The 18776-nt window shown below is 71.4% G+C and carries 21 protein-coding genes; 10 read left to right on the top strand and 11 right to left on the bottom strand.

Going from position 1 to position 18776, the window contains the following annotated elements; all coding sequences use genetic code 11:
* The coding region (locus VIP82_RS07055; RefSeq protein WP_331907043.1) for a proline dehydrogenase family protein at positions 1 to 1896 on the bottom strand (1896 nt) is incomplete at its 3' end.
* A gap of 164 nt (positions 1897 to 2060) precedes the next feature.
* On the opposite strand from VIP82_RS07055, the gene VIP82_RS07050 reads away from it, so the two are divergent.
* The 4 genes from VIP82_RS07050 to VIP82_RS07035 are packed head-to-tail and all read left to right on the top strand — an operon-like array spanning position 2061 to position 4703.
* A complete protein-coding gene (locus VIP82_RS07050) occupies positions 2061 to 2966 on the top strand; it encodes a LysR substrate-binding domain-containing protein (protein ID WP_414684626.1) in 906 nt (301 codons plus the stop codon).
* A gap of 9 nt (positions 2967 to 2975) precedes the next feature.
* Positions 2976 to 3638, top strand: coding sequence for a hypothetical protein (locus VIP82_RS07045; protein ID WP_331907039.1), 663 nt, complete (start codon positions 2976 to 2978; stop codon positions 3636 to 3638).
* Complete coding sequence (locus tag VIP82_RS07040) at positions 3625 to 4191, top strand: hypothetical protein (RefSeq protein WP_331907037.1); 567 nt, start codon at positions 3625 to 3627, stop codon at positions 4189 to 4191. The genes VIP82_RS07045 and VIP82_RS07040 overlap by 14 nt, the downstream gene beginning before the upstream one ends.
* Positions 4176 to 4703: a hypothetical protein gene (locus VIP82_RS07035; protein WP_331907035.1), complete on the top strand. Its 528-nt coding sequence runs from the start codon at positions 4176 to 4178 to the stop codon at positions 4701 to 4703. The genes VIP82_RS07040 and VIP82_RS07035 overlap by 16 nt, the downstream gene beginning before the upstream one ends.
* On the opposite strand, the gene VIP82_RS07030 is transcribed toward VIP82_RS07035, so the two are convergent.
* Together VIP82_RS07030 and VIP82_RS07025 are read right to left on the bottom strand one after the other, a co-directional pair.
* Entirely contained in the window at positions 4704 to 6005 is a 1302-nt protein-coding gene (locus VIP82_RS07030) for a hypothetical protein (protein WP_331907033.1), read from the bottom strand. It abuts the gene before it with no gap.
* Positions 6006 to 6050: 45 nt separating this feature from the next.
* Entirely contained in the window at positions 6051 to 6701 is a 651-nt protein-coding gene (locus tag VIP82_RS07025) for a hypothetical protein (RefSeq protein WP_331907031.1), read from the bottom strand.
* A gap of 227 nt (positions 6702 to 6928) precedes the next feature.
* On the opposite strand from VIP82_RS07025, the gene VIP82_RS07020 reads away from it, so the two are divergent.
* Complete coding sequence (locus tag VIP82_RS07020; protein WP_331907029.1) at positions 6929 to 8881, top strand: bifunctional diguanylate cyclase/phosphodiesterase; 1953 nt, start codon at positions 6929 to 6931, stop codon at positions 8879 to 8881.
* Here VIP82_RS07020 and VIP82_RS07015 read toward each other — a convergent pair.
* On the bottom strand, positions 8873 to 9175 hold the full coding sequence (locus VIP82_RS07015) for a DUF7882 family protein (RefSeq protein ID WP_301115050.1): 303 nt from the start codon (positions 9173 to 9175) through the stop codon (positions 8873 to 8875). The two genes, VIP82_RS07020 and VIP82_RS07015, sit on opposite strands and share 9 nt — an antisense overlap.
* Positions 9176 to 9219: 44 nt before the next feature.
* Between VIP82_RS07015 and VIP82_RS07010 the strand changes: the two genes are divergently transcribed.
* Positions 9220 to 9477 carry a hypothetical protein gene (locus VIP82_RS07010; RefSeq protein WP_331907027.1) on the top strand — a complete coding sequence of 86 codons (258 nt, stop codon included), beginning with the start codon at positions 9220 to 9222 and terminating at the stop codon, positions 9475 to 9477.
* Positions 9478 to 9535: 58 nt separating this feature from the next.
* On the opposite strand, the gene VIP82_RS07005 is transcribed toward VIP82_RS07010, so the two are convergent.
* Positions 9536 to 10324, bottom strand: coding sequence for an EAL domain-containing protein (locus tag VIP82_RS07005; protein WP_331907025.1), 789 nt, complete (start codon positions 10322 to 10324; stop codon positions 9536 to 9538).
* 136 nt (positions 10325 to 10460) lie between these two features.
* On the opposite strand from VIP82_RS07005, the gene VIP82_RS07000 reads away from it, so the two are divergent.
* Positions 10461 to 10775 (top strand): DUF7882 family protein, encoded by a 315-nt coding sequence (locus VIP82_RS07000; RefSeq protein WP_331907023.1) that lies wholly within the window; start codon positions 10461 to 10463, stop codon positions 10773 to 10775.
* A 9-nt stretch (positions 10776 to 10784) separates the two neighbouring features.
* On the opposite strand, the gene VIP82_RS06995 is transcribed toward VIP82_RS07000, so the two are convergent.
* Complete coding sequence (locus tag VIP82_RS06995; protein ID WP_331907021.1) at positions 10785 to 11345, bottom strand: thioesterase family protein; 561 nt, start codon at positions 11343 to 11345, stop codon at positions 10785 to 10787.
* Between the two features lie 205 nt (positions 11346 to 11550).
* On the opposite strand from VIP82_RS06995, the gene VIP82_RS06990 reads away from it, so the two are divergent.
* Both VIP82_RS06990 and cofE read left to right on the top strand, forming a co-directional pair.
* A complete protein-coding gene (locus VIP82_RS06990; protein ID WP_331907019.1) occupies positions 11551 to 12057 on the top strand; it encodes a GNAT family N-acetyltransferase in 507 nt (168 codons plus the stop codon).
* 81 nt (positions 12058 to 12138) lie between these two features.
* Positions 12139 to 12915 carry a coenzyme F420-0:L-glutamate ligase gene (gene cofE / locus VIP82_RS06985; RefSeq protein ID WP_331907017.1) on the top strand — a complete coding sequence of 259 codons (777 nt, stop codon included), beginning with the start codon at positions 12139 to 12141 and terminating at the stop codon, positions 12913 to 12915.
* 84 nt (positions 12916 to 12999) lie between these two features.
* Here the strand turns inward: cofE and VIP82_RS06980 are convergent, their stop codons facing one another.
* The 4 genes from VIP82_RS06980 to VIP82_RS06965 all read right to left on the bottom strand — a co-directional run bounded on the left by VIP82_RS06980 (position 13000) and on the right by VIP82_RS06965 (position 16831).
* On the bottom strand, positions 13000 to 13857 hold the full coding sequence (locus tag VIP82_RS06980) for a hypothetical protein (protein ID WP_331907015.1): 858 nt from the start codon (positions 13855 to 13857) through the stop codon (positions 13000 to 13002).
* On the bottom strand, positions 13854 to 14573 hold the full coding sequence (locus VIP82_RS06975) for a response regulator (protein WP_331907013.1): 720 nt from the start codon (positions 14571 to 14573) through the stop codon (positions 13854 to 13856). Before VIP82_RS06975 ends, VIP82_RS06980 begins: the two co-directional genes overlap by 4 nt.
* The gene (locus tag VIP82_RS06970) at positions 14561 to 15826 is read right to left on the bottom strand and encodes a sensor histidine kinase (protein WP_331907011.1); all 1266 of its coding nucleotides are present in this window, start codon (positions 15824 to 15826) and stop codon (positions 14561 to 14563) included. Before VIP82_RS06970 ends, VIP82_RS06975 begins: the two co-directional genes overlap by 13 nt.
* 129 nt (positions 15827 to 15955) lie before the next feature.
* Complete coding sequence (locus tag VIP82_RS06965; RefSeq protein WP_331907009.1) at positions 15956 to 16831, bottom strand: LLM class flavin-dependent oxidoreductase; 876 nt, start codon at positions 16829 to 16831, stop codon at positions 15956 to 15958.
* Positions 16832 to 16889: 58 nt separating this feature from the next.
* Between VIP82_RS06965 and VIP82_RS06960 the strand changes: the two genes are divergently transcribed.
* Positions 16890 to 17579: a pentapeptide repeat-containing protein gene (locus VIP82_RS06960; protein WP_331907007.1), complete on the top strand. Its 690-nt coding sequence runs from the start codon at positions 16890 to 16892 to the stop codon at positions 17577 to 17579.
* Positions 17580 to 17638: 59 nt separating this feature from the next.
* Here VIP82_RS06960 and VIP82_RS06955 read toward each other — a convergent pair.
* Positions 17639 to 18776 (bottom strand): cytochrome b/b6 domain-containing protein (locus tag VIP82_RS06955; protein ID WP_331907005.1); only part of this gene is annotated, 1138 nt, incomplete at its 5' end.

Here is an 18776-nt window from a genome sequence, read left to right as displayed (position 1 = left end):
CGCTGCGGCAGCCTCGGCGGCGCGGTCCGCGGCCGGCAGCCCGCCCCACTCGGGTGCCGCGGCGCGCACGCGCGCCAGGATGTTCTGCAGCGCGGGCTCGTCCGTCACACGCGCGGCCGCGATGGTGGCGTCGCCGGCGCGGGAGGTCTCGATGCGCGACAAGATGTCGCGAGCCCACGCGCGATTTCCCGGCAGTGCGGGGTCGCTGTCGGCCGTGTTCCGGAACCCCGGGGCTCCGGCGACCCGGACGCCACCCTCGCGCGGCGCGAAGACCGCGGTCTCGACGAACGCCTCGGCGCCGAACACCTGCTCGGGCACGGTGCGCTCGAGCGGCGCGGTGTCGCCTGGCGCGGCTGACCGGGCGATCCCGATCACCGCCTGGGTGAGACCCGCCTCGTCGGCGCTGGCGGCGGCACGGCGCAGGCGCGCCTGCGCGCGCGGCGAGTCGGCGCGGTCGACGGACTCGGATTCGTCGGTCGCGGTCGCTGCGGCAGCCTCGGCGGCGCGGTCCTGCGATCGGTTCGGCCCGGTGGCGAGCCCGGCATCGTCGGCGCGCGCGAGCGAGGCGACGAAGCGGTCGCGCTCCCGCCCGAACATCGCGGGGTCGTCGGCCAGGTCGAACGCGGCCGAGAGGAAGTTGTCGCTGGACGCGTTCTCCTCCAGGCGCCGCACGAGGTAGCTGATCGCCACGTCGAACTCGTCGGGGCGGACGACCGGGACATACAGCAGCACGTGGCCGACCTCGCGCGTGACGGCCTGCACCTGGCCCTGCGCCATGCCGAGGAGCATCTCGAATTCCACATCGGGCGACGCGCCGCTCGACAGGCGCAGCGAGCGCGATCGGGCGAGCAGCCAGGCGTAGGCGATGTCGAAGAGGTTGTGGCCCGCGACGCCGATGCGCACGGCGGCCGTGCGCGTGGGCTCCAGCGCGTAGCGCAGGCACCGGACGTAGTTGGCGTCCGAGTCGACCTTCTCGCCGTAGGTGGCGAGACTCCAGTCGTGCATGATCGCGTCGACGCGCTCCATCGCCAGGTTCGCGCCCTTCACGAGCCGCACCTTGATGCGCGCCCCGCCGGCGGCGACGCGCTGCTGCGCCCAGGCGGTGAGCTGCTCGAGCGCCGGCAGGGCGTCCGGCAGGTATGCCTGCAGCACGATGCCGGCCTCGAGCAGCCGCAGCCGCGGGTCTTCGAGCAGCCGCGTGAACACGGCGATCGTCAGATCGAGGTCGCGGTACTCCTCCATGTCGAGGTTGATGAAGGTGCCGTCCGTCGCGGCCGTGAGGTACAGCGGGCGCAGTCGCTCGACGACCTTGTCGACGACCTCGTCGAACGCCCACATCGAGATGTGACTGGCGATGGCCGAGACCTTGACCGAGACATAGTCCACGTCGGGCCGGCGGATGAGCTCGTGGATGCCCTCGAGCCGTCGCAGTGCCTCCTTCTCGCCGAGCACCGCCTCGCCCAGGAGGTTGAGGTTCAGCCGCGCGCCGCTCTCGCGCAGCGCGGCGATGGCCGGTCCGAGCTTGTCGGGGCGTGCGTCGACGACGAGGTGGCCGACCATGCCGCGCAGCACTCGCCGCGCGATCGGCACGACCGGCGACGGCAGCACGGGGGCGACCGCACCCCCCAGGCGCACGGCGCCGCGCAGGTGCCACGGCAGGAAGTCGGGCACGAGCGGTGCGACGCGATGCAGATGGGATGCCGCGGCCGACAGGCTCTCGGGCCGCATGACGCCGTCCACGAAGCCGATCGTGAAGGGCAGGCCGTTGGGGTCCTTCAGCACGCCGGCGAGCCGTTCGGCCGCCGGGTCGACCTCGACCTCGGCACTCTCGGCCACCCAGCGCTGCGCGAGCGCCACCGCCTCGGCGGCCAGGCGCTCCTCGGCTCCGTCTTGCATTCGCACTCCCGACGTCACGTCGATCGACTCCGTGAGTCCAGCCTGCACCTCGATGTGCGGCGTACGGTCAACTTGCTGCATGAGGTCAAGGGTGCGGCATCCGTTCATTCGTGAAAAGCGATGATCTACGATCAGTATCGTTCGAGATTCTCGATGGGATGCCGATGTTCGAGCTGCGACGCCTGCGCCTGCTCCATGAGCTCGCACTGCGTGGCACCCTCGCGGCCGTCGCCGACGCGCTTTCGTACAGCCCCTCGACGATCTCTCAGCAGCTGGCGCTGCTCGAGAAGGAGGCCGGCGTGACCCTCCTCGAGCCCGAGGGCCGCCGGGTGCGACTCACCGAGCACGGGCGCATCCTCGCCGCCCACGCGGCTCGCGCACTCGACCTCGACGAGCGCGCCCGGGGCGAGCTCGAGTCGCTGCACCCGGGTCTCGCGCCCGTGCGCGTCGCCGTGATGCAGACCGCGGCGCTCGCGATCGTTCCCGCCGCGCTCGCCCTCCTGGCCGCGCGTGCTCCGCAGCTGCGAGTCGAGCTCGTCGAGATGCCGCCCGAGCTCGGGCTGTTCGAACTGACGGCCCGCGGCGTCGATCTCGTCATCGCCGAGCAGTATCCCGGGCACACCCGCGCGCACTCCGATGGCTTGGACCGCGAGACGCTCGGCATCGACCCGATCCGCATCGCCGTCGGGCGCGCCGATCCCGCCCGCTCGCTCGGCGACCTGCGTGAGCGGCCGTGGGTGATGGAGCCCGCGGGCACCGCGGCACGGCTGTGGGCGGTACAGCAGTGCCGGGCCGCCGGCTACGAGCCCGACGTGCGCTACGAGCTCGCCGACCTCTCCGCGCACGCGCGACTGGTCGCCGAGGGCCAGGCCGTCGCGGTGCTGCCGGATCTCCTCTGGGAGGGCACGCGCCCGCCCGTGACGCTCCTCGACCTGCCCGGCCGGCCGACACGTGAGATCTTCAGCGCCCAGCGCACGGCATCCCAGGCTCGGGCCGGAATCCTCGAGGTGCGGCGCGCGCTGCGCGACGCCTTCCCCGCGGCATCCGAGACCCGGCGCCTCTCGCCCTAGGCTGGCCTCGTGTCCGAGTCGCCGACCGCCGCCGCCGAGCCGAAGCGTCGGTTCGCGTGGGTGCGCGCAGCGGCCGACCGCGTCCCGACGAGATGGTTCGCGGGCATCGCCACCGGGGCGTTCCTCCTCGCCACCGCAGCCTTCGGCGGTCTCGCGACCGCGTCGCCGCCCGCGCCCTCGAAGCTCGAGCCGGGTGACCCGCACGTCACGGCCGAGCGCTCGCTCACGGTGCAGCGGGCGGTTCTCATCGACGAGCTGCCCGACGCGGGCGTCTACCCCGAAGCGGGCGAGCGCGTGTTCGCGATCGTCGCCGACGTCGAGAACGAGTGGGACCGACCGGTGTCCGCGGGCGCCGGCGGCATCGGGAGCTCGCTCACGGTCGAGGGCATCGACACCGACGTCAGCGCCGCGCGTTACGACGACACGACTCTCAGTCCCCAGATGCAGCCACACGTTCCCGCGCGGATCGTCTACGCGTGGGTCGTCCCCGCCGACGCGTTCGCAGCCGGCGACGAGGTGCCCGTCACTTTGTACGCCCGCTCGGTGTACACCGGCTCGTTCGTCACGACCGGCCAATGGTGGTCCGACCCGGTGCGCGACGCGATGGTCACCGTGGAGATCGAGGACGTGGGGGCCGGAGCGGACGCGGAGGATGCCGATGGCCAGGGCTGATCGCACGCTTCCTCGCTGGGTGGCGTGGTCTGTCGGAGCGGGCCTCGTCGTCGTCGCGTGGTTCGTCGCACTCGTCACGCCCGGGGAGGAGCAGATCCAAGCGCCGATGCCGCTCACCGCGGCCGTCGGCGAGGAGGCCGTCGGACGCAACCTCGCCGCCACGATCACCGATGTCCGTCGCACGTCGGAACTGCACGCGGGCGACTGGTCCGCCGAGGGGAACTGGATCGTCGTCGATCTCGACGTCGCGTCTGTGACATCGGAGGACCTCGTGACCCTGAATCACGCCGAGCTCGTCGTCGATGGGGTGCGCTACGGCGCCAGCGACCGTCCGGACTCGCTGCTGCGGCAATCGCTGTCGGCGGGCGTGCCGACGAGCGGCGGCCTCGCGTTCGAGCTGCCGGCCGACCTCGACTCGGGCACGGCGACCCTCGAACTCGCGCTGTCGTCCGATCCCCGCCTCGACTCGATGATCGTCGTGGGCTTCGACCTCGGCGCGCTGCCCACCGCGCCGAGCGACGAGCTTCCCGAGACCGGATGGGCGAACCTGTGAGCGGGTGGTGGCGCAGGAACGCGGTGGCGCTCGGAGCACTGGTGGTCCTCGTTCCCGCGCTGGGGGCGACGGTCGCCTGGCACGAGTGGAGCGAAGCGGACTCGGGCGCCCCGGCGGCCCCCGTCGTGCTGGAACAAGGGCAGCACACCCCCTACGGCGCCGCGGTCGTGGGTCCCGCGGTGGCGGAGTTCGTCGACGACCCCCTCGCGCCCGTCGACGCGAGGGTCCTGAGGGTCCAGATCGACATCGACCCCAGAGCGTCGGAGCTCGCGTGCGCGGAGCCGATGCTGCGTGAGCTGGAGGGGCGGAAACGCGAGTGGGACGCCGACACGTCCTCGCTCACCACGGACTGGGACCCGCTGCGTCCGGCATCCTGCTCGTCGGACGTGACCGAACCGTACACACTCGACGTGCGTTACGTCGTGCCGCAGGACGCCGTCGGCCCGTTCGCTGTGGACGTCATCTCGGCGGATCTCTGGCCCGAGAACGTCCTCTTCATCGTCGAGCCCTGATCATGCAGGTGCATCCGTCGCCCCTGACGGTGCCGCAGGCGCCGGCTCACTCGAGGCCGCAGCGGCGGCGGCGCGTCGCGTGACGAGGCGCCCGATGACGGCGTCGTAGCCGCCCGCCACCAAGGCGATGCGCATGGGCTCGATCAGCACCGGGACGACGAGGAAGATCGCCTGATCGAACACGAGCCAGAAGTCGTTGAGGTCGTGCGGGCCGACGAGACGCAGCAGTCCCCATTCCGCCCATCCCTGCACCGCGAGGAGCACGGTGTAGAGCAGCACGAATCCGCCGATGAGCACCGGGCCTGCACGCCACATGAGCATGATCGCGTCGCCGATCGGGGTGAACCGCGACCCGAGGTCCGCCCAGATGTCCCCGAGGCGCGCGCGCAGGCGCGCCGGAAGCGAGCGGTAGCGGCTGCGAAGGCGTGCACCCACTTCGCCTCCGAGCGTGTCAGCGGGCAGTGGCGCCGGCGCGACCGCCTGTCCGTACACGACGCCGGCGATCGTGAGCCATGCAAGCGGCAGCAGGATGATGCCCCCGGCTTCGCCGAGGAACCACTCGATGCCCTCCCAGACCCACGCGAGCGGTGCGAACGCCGCCGAGACGGTGGCCCGGAAGTCGTCGAGCCACACCATCCCCTGTCGAGTCTGCACCCAGCCACCGACTGCTTCGATCGCGACGGACAGGACGAGGGCGGCGAAGTACACCCAGACGGCCTCGAGGTACGCGGCGATGATGCCGAACCAACGCGGCAGTCGTTCGCGATAGCGCTGCAGCACCCACCGAAGAGCGAACGCCACCACCACGATCGCGAACGTCACCGGCGTGAGGGTCAGCGCCCCCGCCAGGCCATCGCCCACCGGGTCGGTCTTGTCCACGATCGCCGTGAAGTTCAGTCCCGCGCTCACTTCGAGCGCGCGAGCGGAGTACGCCGCGGCGTCCTCGCGCAGGAATCCCCACGCCGCATAGAACGCGAAGAACGGCAGGATGCCGGCCATCAGCGCGTCCGCAAACTGCCGGCGACGCGTCGCGGCGTCGGTGGGCAGCGGTGCGATCTCGTCGAGCTGCCGCATCCCGTCCCGCACGACGAGGAGCATCGCGACGAGAGCGACCAGTCGCGAGAGGATCGCGAGCGGCAGCAGCAGGGATCCGGCGACGGCGTTGTATGCGCCGACGAAACCGGCGGCCTCGATCACGACATAGCGACCGAGCACTCCCGCCGCGTACCAGGCGAGCAGCACCGGCCAGTGCCGCCACAGCAGGCGGCCCGCGGTGCGGAGCACGTCGAGCACGGCGATCACGCCCCCACGCTAGCGGGCCACGTGCCGTCGTGCTCGACGTGCCGGTCAGGTGCGGTCGGTGCGGGTCGGCGGAGCCGGAGGCCGCGTGATCTGTTCGTCCGCAGCGGTGGTGCGATCGTCGACCGTGCCCGTGTCACGGACAGCGGTGCGGTCGTCGAGGTTCGCATCCCGGACCGTCGCCCGGTCGTCGACCGTGTCGCCATTGCGGACCGCCGCGCGGTCATCGACGGTGCTGCCATCACGGACCGTCGCGCGGTCGTCGACGCCGGCCGCGGTGCCGGTGGTCGCCGCCGTCGTCGATCGGCCGTCGTCGCCGACGTACGGGTCGACGTCGTCGGCCTTGCGCAACGTCTCCGCCTGCTGCTCGCGCAGCTTCTCGGCCTCCGAGCGGTGGTCGTCGATCGTTCCGGCTCGGCGCTCGGCGTCGATCGACGCCTCGGCGGCACGCGCCTTCGCCGCCTCCGCCGCGGCAGCGGCAGCCGCGGCATCCGCACGCGCTCGGGCCGCCTCGGCCTCGTGCTCCCGCGCTTGGAGCTCGGTCTCCCGAGCGTCCGCGCGCAGCTTCTCGGCGCGGTCGTGCTGGTGCTCCATCCGACGCGTGCGGCGCCCGCGTGCCGTCACCAGCAGGGCGACGACGACGATGACGAGCACGATGGCGATGCCGACGATGATCCAGATAAGGGTGGTCGTATCCACGGCGCACTCTCCCCTCCCGCACCGGCGGGATCGCCGGCGCCTCGATCGTCCACGCAACAGCACGGGGACCGCCGGGGCAAACCGCTTGCGCCGCGGATCGCCGTGCGCTAGCGGGCGCAGCCGGGCGGTGTGCAGAACTCTTCGCAGCGCGTCGGGGTGACGCATAGGATGGGAGATCTCGCCAGCGCAGTTCCCCCCGTCCCCCCACATGCACCGAAGGGCATGCGTTGACCGACCTCTCTTCACGGACGTTCGATGGCGACCGCGCACGCGATGCCGCGGAGAACCTGCGGCTGCAGGAATGCGCGATCGAGCCGATCCGCACCATCGGCCGGATCCAATCCCACGGGATCCTCTTGGGCGTCGACGAGTCGACCGGTGTCGTCGTCGTGGCCAGCGAGAACGTCGAGCACTGGCTCGGCCGCGACCTGTGCGAGTCGGGCAGCGAGATGCTGACCTGGGCGATCGGCGAAGGAGTCGCCGTCGACCCGGTCCGTGCCGAGTTCGAGGGCCGGGCGTACGACGTCATCGCACACCGCGGCACGGATCCGCTCCTTCTGGAGCTCGAGCCCATCGTCCCCGACCTCGACTACGTGCGCACCGGTGTGGTCAGCGCGATCCAACGCCTCTCCGGCGTCTCCGATCCCGACGAACTGCGTCGGCAGGCGGCCCGCGAGATCAAGGACATCACCGGCTTCGACCGCGTCATGTGCTACCAGTTCCACGAGGACGGTCACGGCCAGATCGTCGCCGATGAGCGCGAACCCGACATGGAGCCCTACTTCGGACTGCACTTCCCGGCATCCGACATCCCCGCTCAGGCGCGCGCCCTGTACATCGAGAAGCGCTCCCGGGTGATCGCCGACACGGAGGATCCGGGCCTGGCCCTCCACACCCTGCTGCCGGAGGCGGCGCCCGTGGATCTCGGCGTCGCGGAGCTCCGCGCCGTCTCGCCTCACCACCTTCAGTTCATGCGGAACATGGGTCAGGCGTCGACGGTGTCGTTCGGCATCGTCATCGACGACCACCTGGTGGGCATGTTCACCTGCGCGCACCGCACAACCCGTCGGATCCCGGTGCTCCTGCGGCGCGCGCTCGAGGTCATGGCGTCGCAGGTCGGCACGCAGCTGGCCGCCGCCCAGCAGATCCATCGTCTGCGCCGGCAGCTCGAGGCTCGCGAGCGGCGCATCTCGATCATCGCTCCGCTCTACAGTCGCGCCGACGTCGGTGCGGTGCTCATGACGGGTTCACGCACGGTGCTCGACGTCGTACCGGCCGACGGAGCCCTGCTGCGCATCGGAGATCTCGTCCACACCGCAGGCGTCGTCCCCCCGGCCGACCGCCTGTTCGCCGTGGTCGACGAGCTCGAGGTGGGCCGGCTCGTGTGGGAGGCCCTCCCGCTCGAACGACCGGAGCTCGCCGTCGAGATCCCCGACGTCACGGGCCTGCTCATCGTCCCGCTGGGTGGCGAGGGCGACATGCTCGTGTTCGTCCGCAGCGAGGTCGCGCGATCCGTCGACTGGCTCGGCGACCAGCGCGCTGAGAACCGCGACGATCCCCTGTCGCCGCGACGGTCGTTCTCGGCCTGGCGCGAGAGCGTCACCGGGCGGAGCCTGCCGTGGGGCGAGCATGCGCAGGATGCCTTCGAGCTCGGCGAGGAGATCCGTTCGGCCATGGTGGCGCGTACGCAGGCCGAACTCGCCGAACTCGCCCTGCGGGACCCGCTGACCGGCCTGCACAACCGCCGCTTCCTGGACGACCGCCTCGAAGAGCTCCTGCAGGGCTCCGACAAGCCGCTCGCCGTCGTGTTCCTCGACCTCGACGACTTCAAGGCGGTCAACGACACGTACGGCCATGAGATGGGGGATGCCGTGCTCGCGGCGATCGGCCGGCGTCTGAGCGGCGTGGCGCGCGGCTCGGACGCCGTCGTCCGGCTGGGCGGCGACGAGTTCGTGATGGTGTGCGTCGGCGCAGGAGCCGCCGAGGCCGCGGCGATCGCCGGCCGGGCGGTGGCCGCCATCAGGGAGCCGATCGCGGTACGCGGCATCGAGATCGCGGTGCACGCCTCGGCGGGCGTCGTCGCCGCCGAGCGGGGCAGCTCACCCGGAGAGCTGCTGGATGCCGCAGATGCGGCGATGTACCGCGCGAAGCGTGACGGCGGGGGACGCGTCTCAGCGTGAGGGGAGCTCCGGCTCCGGCACGAGCCGCAGTCCGCTGGAGGAGTTGGCGGTGTCGACGAGATCCTGCAGCCACAGCCGGTTGATCTCGGGCATGGGGCCGTCGTACTCGAAGCGCAGGGTCGTGACCGGTGAGATCCACATCGCCTGCCGCACCGAGGTCTTCTCGTCGACCAGTGAGAACGACAGGTTCTCGCGGCGACGCAGCTTTGCCATCACCACGAGTTCGACGTGCGCGAGGGCGCGGTCGTCGATCTGAAACGAGGCCGGCGGGGAGCCGTAATGAAGTGTGCCCACCGGTCGATCCTAACCGGCGGCGATGGACGGGTACTGTGGGGGCCATGGCGATCGTGAACCGACTGACCGTCGACGGACGCGACTATTTCCTCCCCGACCCCGTGTCGGAGCTCAAGGGCAAGATCCTCGAGGCGATCAAGGCAGGGGGCGGCTACGTGAACATCCCCCCGCTGCGCGGGGGTCCCGGCGTCGACATCCTCTTCTCACCTGGGATGCCGGTCACGTGGTCCCAGTTCGAGGTCGGCGATTCGAGCGGCCCGGCAGACGACACCTCCGACGACGCGACGGACTACGGGCTCTGAGCCGGCGTCCGCCTCGAGGCGGATCGGCGTCGTCGTGACCACCCCGTCTGGCGCGCCGTCAGACCTGGGCGAGCCGCGTGTCCATCTCGCCGGCCGACAGCGGGAAGCCCCACAGGTAACCCTGCCCGCGGTGGCAGCCCCGCGCGCGTGACCGCTCCAGGTCGGCGATGGTCTCGATCCCCTCGGCGACCACTCGCCAGCCGTGGTCCCCGCTGCTCTCCACGACGGCGGCGATCGCGTCGTCTGCCGCGGCGTCCGTGCGCTGCGTGAGCGATCGGTCGATCTTGACCTCGTCGATGGGGATGGCCTCGAGCATGGCGACGGTGGTGTCGCCCGCCGCGTAGTCGTCGACCGAAATGGCGACGCCGACGGCGTGGAGCGACTGGATCGCGGCCAGCATCGGCGGCCGCAGCTGCGGCGAGGGGGCTTCGGTGATCTCGATCGTCACGACGGCGGGATCGAGATCGAGCTCATCCAGCCGGGCGATCACCGCGTGGGCGTAGTCCGACGAGAAATGCGCGGGCGACGCGTTGACCGCAAGGCTGAGCAGGTGGCCTTCCGTCCGCCACTGCGCGAGCTGCGCCGCTGCGCGGGCGAACACATGCGCATCCATCTCGTCGAGGAACTCGGCCTCCTCCGCGAGCGGGATGAACCGCTCGGGGGACACCGCGCCCAGCAGCGCGTGGTTCCAGCGGCAGAGCGCCTCGACGGCGACCGGCTCGGCAAGGGCCGCGCCGGCCGGTGTGATCGATGCCTCGAGGTCGAATTGCGGTTGGAACGCGACCGACAGCTCGCCGGCTGAGAGCGCCGCACGCAGATCCCGAGTGAGTTGAGGCGAGCTGACCATCAACCCAGAGTCGACGAGGCGGTCGATCCACGCAACACCAGACAACGGGACTCGAAACGCGTACAATGCCGCCCCGCACGGCGGACGATCAGTTCGGAGGCCCAGTTCTGCTGGACGGACGGCTACTGTGGAGTCGATGGGAACGCTCACCTACGACTCGCGGGTCACCGCCTCTTTCGACGACCGCATCCTCGCGCACCTGCAGGCAGTCATCTGGGCAAAGCTGCGGCGGGGCGAGGCCTTCCCCTTCACCTGGACCGATCCGATGCGCAGCGGCCTCGGCCGCACGTCGATCTGGCTGAGCCCGAACGTCACGCTGACGTTCGAGTACTTCGGCGGACGCCAGCCGCGCCTCAACCCGGCCTGGGTCGAGGCGCTGACCAAGGCCGCCAACTCCCCCGCGGGTCTGACGCTCGTTCCCGAGCCGGATCATCCCGCGGGCGCCGTCTAGCCGCCGAGGTCAGTTCCAGACGCTGGGCGCCTCCGCACGCGTCGGCGGGAGAGCGGATGCCGCAGCCCACTCGTGCACCCACTCGTCGACCTCCGGAACCCCCTCGGGGCGCCCGACGGCGGCGAACAGCTCCTCGTGCGACAGCGTTCCGCCGGAGCGCTTCATCATGCGTGCGCGGATGATGGCGCGGGCATAGACCTCACCGCCGACCACCGCGCGGTGCTCGAGGTAGACCGCCTTGTCGTCGTGGCCGATCATGCGCGACTCGACATCGAACCGCTGCCACAGGTTCAGCGACTTGCGGAAGGTGACGGTCTCGCTCGACACGACCGCGTACCAGCCGCGCGTCTTCATGACGTCCCACAGCCCGGTGCGCACCAGGAGGTCCCAGCGCCCCAGGTCGAAAAGCGACAGGTAGCGTCCGTTGTTCATGTGACGCAGCAGGTCGATGTCGGTGAGCAGCGTGGTGAGCCGGATGCGGCTGATCTCGCTCGGACCCAGCCGTCCGCCGCGGCGCAGGCGCCGGCGCGCGGTGAGCATCACGATCAGGGTCCGCCACATCACGTTCACGAGGTGCGATGGTAGCGATCCTCGACGGATCCGCCGATTCGATTGTCGTATCCCGACATCTCGTCGCTCAGCGGTCCATCCGGCGCGCACAAGCCTGTGGTCCGAACCGCCGCTCGGCCAGCTCCGCCGCATCCGCTCGCCACCCGGTGTTCACCCGCCGTTCGCCGGATTTCAGGTCTCGCGCCGACGCGCGTAGAGTCTGGCCATGGAAGCCGAAACCCAGACCGACATCGTCGTCCGTCCGGTGCGCGACGTCGACGCGGAGGCCCTCGGCCGCGTTCACGCGACCGCCTGGCACGAGACCTACGACCACCTGATCAGCAAGGCCGCCCTCGAGGCGGTCTCCCCCAAGCGCCTCGCCGAGCTCTGGACCCACTGGGCGGTCCAGGGCCCCGAGTTCAAGATGTTCGCCGCCCTCGTGAACGGCGAGATCGTCGGCTTCGCCGGCTCCGGTCCGGCGCGCGACAAGGACGCCCCGCGTTTCCGCGAGCTGTACTTCATCTACCTGCTGGATGCCTTCCACGGCACCGGCATCGGACAGAAGCTGTTCGACGCGGTCGTCGAGCCCGCCGAGGGCCTGTACCTGTGGGTCGCCGACGACAACCCGCGTGCGCACCGCTTCTACACGCGCAACGGCTTCGCGCTCGACGGAGCCTCGCACACCGAGCCGTTCCTCGGCGAAACCCTCACCGAGGTGCGCTTCGTGCGCTGATCGATCACTCTCCGCTTTTCGTGAGGGGGCGTGTCCGGTTCGCCGGCCGCGCCCCCTCGTCGCGTGCGGAAGACTGGACGCATGCCGTCTCGCACCGCGCTCACCGTCTGGCCCCTCGAAGGCATCCCCGAGATCGAGGCGGGTGCCGACCTCGTCGACGTCATCGTGCGAGCCGGCGGCGACGACCTCGCGGACGGCGACATCCTCGTCGTGACCTCCAAGATCGTGTCGAAGGCCGAGGACCGCTTCGTCGAGGCCGATGACCGCGAGGACGCGATCACGGCCGAGACCGTGCGGGTCGTGGCATCGCGCACCTCGCCCAACGGCTCGACCACCCGGATCGTCGAGAACCGCCTGGGTATGGTGTCGGCAGCCGCGGGCGTGGACGCGTCGAACACCCCGCAGGGCACGGTGCTGCTGCTGCCCGTCGACCCCGACGCGTCCGCGCGGACGATCGCGGCCGGGCTGCGCGAGCGGCTCGGCGTCGAGGTCGGCGTGATCGTGTCGGACACGCTGGGTCGCGCCTGGCGCGACGGCCAGACCGACCATGCGATCGGTGCGGGCGGCGTGCAGGTGTTCGAGGATCTTCGCGGGGGGACGGATGCCGAGGGCCGCCCGCTCGTCGTCACCATGCCCTGTGTGGCCGACGAGCTGGCCGCGGCCGCCGACCTCGTCAAGGGCAAAGCCACTCGCCGGCCGGTGGCAGTCGTCCGCGGGCGTGCCGACCTCGTCGGAACACTGGACCTTCCGGGCGCGCGATCGATCGTGCGCCCGCTCGAGCGCGACATGTTCCGCCTGGGCGCCGACGAGGCCTACGCCGAGGGGTTCGCCGCCGGCGCGCGCACCATTTCCGCCTGACGGAACGGCATGCCCGGCGCACCGCCGCACAGGTGTGCGACGACGGGCCGGGCCCGAGGCACCCGTGGTCGGAGCCTCAGAGGCTCAGCGCCCCGACTCCAGTACCGCCTGACCGGCCGACACCTGCACGCGGATCGTGCTCGAGGCGCCGGGCGTCGAGCCGATGCCGTTGTCGAACTCGCCGGCCGACACGTCGGAGGTCACGTCGTAGTCGCCCTCCGGCACTGTCATCCGCAGCGTGCCCGCACTCACGTCGGCGTCGATGACGTCGGGCCGCGAGCCGGTGAGGACGGCGTCGAGCGAGCCGGCGCTGACCGTCAGCTCGGCCTCGCTCACGCCGTCGAGTTCGAGCGTCCCGCGGCCGGCGCTGACGTCGGCGCTCAGCAGCTGGGCCGATCCCGACACGTCGAACGACCCCGCCGCCAGCGACAGGTCGAGCTCGCCGAACTCGCCGTCGGTCACGAATTCGCCGGCCGCGAGCGAGACGTCCGCGTCGAGGCCCTCGAGGGCCGACGGCAGCCGCAGCACGGCATCCGCTCCCCCGTCGCCGAACCACCCGCGCCAGCCGAACCAGCCCAGCCGATCGGGCGACGCCACCTCGAGGCTGTCTCCGTCGCGCTCGAACCGCCAGTTCTCGGCACCCCAGGAGCTGGTCACCTCGAGCTCGGCCTCCTGTACGTCGGTGAACTCGACGCGGAGCGTCCCCGCCGCCGCGTCGATGCCGAGGTCTTCGACCCCGGCGGCGTCCAGCGACCGGGTCGAGGTGTGGACGGATGCCGACGCGATCGTCCCGATCACTGCCGAGGTCATCGCGCCCAGCAGCACGATGGCGCCGAGCACGATGATCACGATCGCGACGACGCGCGAGCCGCCGTCGGGCGGCCGCGGTGCCTCGGCGGTGCGTTCGGGAGCCGCAGGAGGAGGCGTCATGGTCGTGCTCATCGGTTCGTTCCTGTCTGCGGCCCGCGGCCGCCCTGTGTCGTCGAAGGAGGTGTCGTCGGCGGCGTCGTGCCGCCGTGCTCGAGGTGGGCGATCGCGGCGAGGACGCGGCGGTTGCCCGACTCGTCGGGTTCGAGGTCGAGCTTCTGGAAGACGGCGGTGATGTGCTTCTCGACGCTGCCCTCGGTGACGTGCAGCGTCTTCGCGATCGCCTGGTTGGAGCGGCCCTCCGCGATGAGCGCGAGCACCGAGGCCTCGCGATCGGTGAGCCGCAGCATCCGCTCGTCGCGCGTGCGACGGCTGAGCAGCTGCGCCACGACCTCCGGGTCGAGCACCGTGGCACCGGAGGCGATGCGTTCGATCGCCTCGAGGAAGTCGGTGACGTCGGCGACCCGGTCCTTGAGCAGGTAGCCGAGCGCGCCGCCGCTGGACGAGATGAGGTCGGCGGCGTAGCGCTCCTCGACGTACTGCGACAGCACGAGGACGGCGAGCTCAGGCAGCCGCGCGCGCAGCGACAGCGCCGCACGGATGCCCTCGTCGCTCCACTTCGGCGGCAGTCGCACGTCGAGGATGCACAGCTCGGGTGCGGTCCGGTCGACGGTCTCGTCGAGGTGCGAAGCGTCGGGGAGAGCCGCGACCACCTGGTGACCGGCGTCTTCGAGCACGCGGACGAGGCCGGCGCGCAGCAGCGCCGAGTCCTCGCAGATCAGGATGCGCACGGGATGCTCACCTCCACGCTCGTCGGTCCACCGGCGGGGCTGTCGATGCGAGCCTCGCCGCCGGCCGCCAGCACGCGGTTCACGATGCCATCGAGGCCGCCGCCGGGAATGACGCGGGCGCCGCCGACCCCGTTGTCCTCGACGCGCGCCCACAGCGTGCCGGGCTCACGCAGGCGTGCGACGACGCGCACCTCGGTGGCCCGCGAGTGCTTGGCCGCGTTGGTGAGCGCTTCGGCGATCACGAAGTAGGCGGCCGCCTCGGTCTCGCGGCTGCAGCGCCCGTCGAGCCGTACGTCGGTGTGCACGGGTACGACCGACCGCGCGACGAGCGCCGACAGGGCCGCGTCGAGTCCGCGATCGTCCAGGACGGAGGTGTGGATGCCGCGGGCCAGCTGTCGCAGCTCGGTGATGGCCGCCTTGGTCGATGTGTGGGCCTCGGCGATCAGCGCCTTCGCGGCATCCGGGTCGGCGTCGATCTTCTGCTGTGCCAGGCCCAGCGTCATGCCGACCGACACGAGTCGCGGCTGGACGCCGTCGTGGAGGTCGCGCTCGATGCGGGTGCGCTCGACGTCCGCGGCTCGGACCGCACCGGCGTGCTGCTGGCTCGACACGCGCGCCGCGGCGGCCAGCTGCGCCTCACGCGAGGGCACCATGATGGCCCGCGCGATGATGCCGTGAAGCACACCGAGGCCCACGAGGCCGGCAGCGGCGACGAGCACCGCGAGGATCCCCACCGGCACCGCCCACGCGAGCGGAACCTCGATGCCGGTGCGGGCCAGTCGCACCGCGCTCGCCTCGGCGAACAGCGGCGTGAACGCCAGCACGGCGCCGGAGACGAGGAGCCCGGCGAGCGCCACGACGACCCATCCGAGGATCGTCGCGATCGCCAGGTTCGCGATGGCCCGCCAGGTGGCGGGATCGATCGCCTGCATCCAGATCGTGCGCAGGACGCCGCCGAATCCGGGGCGGCCGCTGCGGCGCGGTCGCATCGTGGGAAGCCCGAACTCGTAGAGGCCGTCGACGCGCTCGGTCTCGAGCCAGCCGAGACCGAACAATACGTAGACCAGCGCTACGAGCACGATCACGCCGATGCCGAGCACGAAGAGCAAGCCGATGCCGAGGCCGAGCAGCGAGAACAGCAGCGAGAACGCCGCGACGCCGATGACGCCGAGCGCGGCGAGCTGCGCGATGGCGCCCGCCACCTGGGCGGGCCGCGTCACCGGGCGAACGGCAGGAGAGTCCGAGGAGGTCATGCCCCTTACGGTAGGCGCGTGCGCCGCCGAGCGCGCCCGAGGCAGCCGGAGTCTTGTCTTCGGGTTATCCCCCGCACGGATCCCGGCTGCACGATCGGCGCACCTGTCCGCGGCGGGGTGCTCGCGACGTCAGCGCAGCCGGGCGAGAGCCTGCTCGTGCACACGCGGGTCCGAGCCCATGCCGGCGGGCGAGTCGGGGCTGTAGACGACGAGCTCGTCCACACCGAGGCTCGCCGCCTGCTCTGCGGCCGCGAGGAAAGCGTCGACATGGGAGGTGGGTCGCACGCGACCGAAGCCCAGCAGCAGCGAGCGCCGCACGGTCGACGGGTCGCGCCCGACGCGATCGCACTCCGCCGCGAAACCGCCGGCCTGCTGCGCGATCAGCTGCCAGTACTCGTCGGCGTCGAGCTGCGTCGACCCCGGTCCGCCGTAGGTGTTCCACGTGTCGGCGTAGCGCGCGGCCAAAGCCAGCGCGCGCGGCCCGTGAGCGGCCAGCAGCAGCTCGGGAGCGTCGACGCCCTCCGGGCGGCCCGTCGTCTCGAGGCCTGTGAACGACAACGTCTTGCCACGCCACTGCGTGGAGCCGTCGAGCACCGCCCGGTAGCCCTCGACGACGTCGGCGAAGCGGGCGGACATCTCGCCCATGGTCGAGTTCTCGCCGCGGTCGGCGAGCTCGCATGGGGGCGCTCCGAGGCCGAGCCCCAGCACGAGGCGCCCTTCGGAGATGTCCTGGACGGTCATCGCCGCCCGCGCGAGTGCGACCGGCCTGCGGAAGACGGCGGAGGCGACGAGTGTCCCCAGCAGGATGCGCTCGGTGACCGCCGCCGCCGCAGTGAGGGTGGTGAATGCCTCGCCGAGCCATTCGCCACGCGCCGTCGCATGGGTGAGGTGGTCGTAGGTGTACGCGACGTCGTAGCCGACCTCGTCGGCCCAGCGGTACCAGCGCGCCTGTTCGCGCCATGGGCCCACCGGAGGAATCACCAGACTGATGCGTCGCAGGGTCATGCGACTCAGGATGGCACGCGGCGGCGGTCGTGTCGTGACGGCGGGCTAGGGTGCAGTGGTGGCAGGACGAACCAAGACACCGCGCGGACGCGGCGGAACGCAGGCGCCCCGGTTCGATTTCGACGAGGCGGTGCTGTCCGACCTCGCCGAGCGGGACGCGACGGAGTTCGGGTCCAGCGACTTCGAGGGCCTCGCGTACACCGACGTCGCCCTGGACGCATGGGAGCTCGGTGTCGGCGACACCGTCGAGGCGTGCCGCTTCGACGGTCTCGACGTCGCGACCTGGGGATTCCGCGGCGCGCGCCTGGTGGAGGCAGTGTTCGTCGGTGCGAACATCCCCGTCGCGTCGGGAGCGCGCAGCGATTGGCGGGACGTCGAGGTCAGGGACAGCAGGTTCGGGTCCGTCGAGGCGTACGACACCGCGTGGCGCGGCATCCGCTTCACACGGTGCAAGCTCGGCTACGTCAACCTGCGCGCCGCAGAGCTGCTCGACGTCGCCTTCGTCGACTGCACGATCGACGAGATCGACCTGCTGGATGCCTCGGCCCGCCGCGTCGCCTTCGAGGCCACCCGCATCGCCACGCTGAACGCCAGCGGCGCCCGGCTCACCGACGTCGATCTGCGGGGAGCCGACATCGGTCAGGTCGTGGGCATGGCGGGACTTCGCGGCGCGACGATCTCGTCCGAGCAGCTGCAGCTCATGGCACCCGCGCTCGCCGATCTCGCGGGCATCGTCGTCGAGTCCTGACCGCGCCGCGGCGCTGCGCGCGGTACCTGCCAGCAGGCCGTGCGTCAGCGGCCCGTGCGTCAGCGGCCGGAGACCTTGCCGAAGAGGCGGGCGATGGGCGCGAGCACGAGCGGGCGAGCCGCGATCCATGCGACGGCGATCACCACGAGCGAGGCGACGAAGAACCAGAACCCGGTCCAGTTGTCGGCGTATGCGTCCGGATCGACGGAGCCCTGCGCGGCGTACATGTGGTTGAGGTTGCGCAGCGCGCCGGTGGCGAGTACGAGGAAGACGTGCACCGCGATGAACGCGACGAAGTAGAGCATCACCGGGAAGTGCACCGCGCGCGCCCACTCCACCGGGTAGGCCCTGTTCAGCCCGGCGGCGTTCTTCGGCCACACGCCCGACATGCGCACGCCGGTGATCGCGGCCAGCGGCGCGGCGATGAACACCGTCGCGAAGTACGCCAGCTGCTGCAGCGAGTTGTAGTTCACCCAGCCGTTCTCGGTCGGCCAGTCGAGCGAGACGTACTGCAGCGTCGCCGACACGGCGTTCGGGAACACCTCCCACGAGGTGGGCACGATGCGCAGCCATTGGCCGGTGACGAACAGCAGCACGACGAAGACGACGCCGTTGACCAGCCACAGGATGTCGAGCGACTGGTGGAACCACAGGTTCAGGCTGATCTTGCGCCGGCCGTTGTTACGCGGCGACCAGAACGCGGTCGGCCGCTTCTCGGTGCGCACCCGCAGGCCCGATCGGATGATGAGCACCATCAGGAACACGTTGAAGAAGTGCTGCCACCCCAGCCACGCGGGGAATCCGATCGGCGCGCCGTCGGGCAGGTGGTACTCACCCGGGTACGTCTCGAGGAACTCGACGCCCCACGACGTCGACAGCAGCCACCGCACCGCGAGCACGGCCATGGCGGCTGCGTACAGGAGCCCTGCACCGCCGACGATGACGGCACCGGCCCACTGGCCGCGGGTGAAGGGTCCGATCCGCTTCGGCTCGGCCGCCGGCTCGGGGCGCGTGCGTGCGGCCGCACCCGCCCACACGGTGCGCGGGAACGGCAGCGGCTCGGACAGCGGCACTCCCGTCACCGTGCCGGCAGTGGCCGGCGCGGCTGCAGCCTGGGGCTCCGTGAGGACGACCTCCGCGGCGACCGGGGTCGGCGCGGCTGCGGCCTCCGTCACGGGTGTGTCGGCGTCGGCTGCG

It is taken from the genome of Microbacterium sp. (assembly GCF_036566905.1).
Taxonomy (GTDB): Bacteria; Actinomycetota; Actinomycetes; order Actinomycetales; family Microbacteriaceae; genus Microbacterium.
This window is presented reverse-complemented; position numbering and strand designations above follow the sequence as displayed.